General features: G+C 28.7%; 2 protein-coding genes. One reads left to right on the plus strand and one right to left on the minus strand.

Annotation, left to right across the window (positions count from 1 at the left end; genetic code table 11):
* Positions 1-465: 465 nt before the first annotated feature.
* Complete coding sequence (locus G468_RS22020) at positions 466-666, plus strand: hypothetical protein (protein ID WP_034250554.1); 201 nt, start codon at positions 466-468, stop codon at positions 664-666.
* Between the two features lie 120 nt (positions 667-786).
* Here the strand turns inward: G468_RS22020 and G468_RS25525 are convergent, their stop codons facing one another.
* Entirely contained in the window at positions 787-1,113 is a 327-nt protein-coding gene (locus G468_RS25525) for an H-NS family nucleoid-associated regulatory protein (RefSeq protein ID WP_071846924.1), read from the minus strand.
* Between the last annotated feature and the right edge of the window lie 89 nt (positions 1,114-1,202).

The raw sequence follows: 1,202 nt of genomic DNA on the forward strand, positions 1-1,202 counted from the left end.
AAAAGACTAGATGTTTGCCCTTCAACGATAGATTCACACATAAAGAGTATCTATAGAAAAGCTGATGTTAATAGCAATGCTCAACTTATTGAATACTGTAAACATAAAGGTCTTGATGCATATATTCCTGCTAACTTTATTCGTAAAGGCGTACAACTTATAGCGTAGTTTTATATTTTTAAAAATAGTTAATTTTAAGTTTTTTATATTTTAATTTATAAATATTTCTTTCAACCTTTTTTATTTTCTAAATTTTTCATGGAAATTATACTTATTTAGTTACCCCCAATATTAGGGGGTTTTTTATTTAGTTTATTTTTTATACTTAAGTTAAATTAAAGATGTTCAGATGATAATTAAATATTAAGTTCCAACACCAGGGAAATATTTAAGTATTGTATTTTAATACCTTCATATTTCTATTTTAAATATAAATATTTATTATTATAAATAGAGGAGAATCATATGTGGGTATTAATTCTTACTATGTTTTCAACTCCCTACTCAACAAATAATTTTGCTAGTATTCATTCTCAAGAATTTAAAACGGAACAGGCGTGTCAGTTTGCAGTAAAGGAATTTAAAAATAATCTAGAGAATGACGATTTAAAATATCTTGATGGAAGTGCCTTTTGCATTAAAGATGATATAAGTACAAATAAATAATCGGTTGTTATATTTAATTTTAATAGATATTGTCAGTCTCCTCCTGATTTTTTTAACTTTCGATATCTAATTTATAGGTACAGTTTTATTCCTGTACCTATATTTTTTTATAATAAATTCTTAGTTTTTTATTAAAAATTCCTCTAGCTCATTCCCATCATCGAGTAATTTTTGGAGTGCTGTGGGTGGCTTGCCATTGCCTGACCATGTTTGGATATCACCGTTTTCGTCTAAAAATTCATATTTTGGCTTTCTGGCATTAATACTACTTTTTTTCTTTGTTTTAATTTTGCCCGTGGTGACAGGGTTTAAGAGTGAATCAAGACTAAAGCCACTATCTTCAATGAGTTTAATTAAGTCAAGGCGTTGCTTTTCTTTTTCCTCTGCTTCTTTTTTTGCTTGCTCAAAGAGTTCTCTGTTTTCTTCAATAACCGCTTCCAGCTCGATGGTTAGGAAATTGAATCGCTTTTAAAGTGAGTAGCAAAAGCCATCCCTTATTGCAAAAAGGAGATGGGGATCGATTTATTGTGTTTAGT

This window comes from Arsenophonus nasoniae DSM 15247 (assembly GCF_000429565.1).
Taxonomy (GTDB): Bacteria; Pseudomonadota; Gammaproteobacteria; order Enterobacterales; family Enterobacteriaceae; genus Arsenophonus; species Arsenophonus nasoniae.

Bases quoted from the DNA above. Each gene is read 5' to 3' on its own strand.
- G468_RS22020 (WP_034250554.1), top strand. From the start codon at position 466: ATGTGGGTATTAATTCTTACTATGTTTTCAACTCCCTACTCAACAAAT.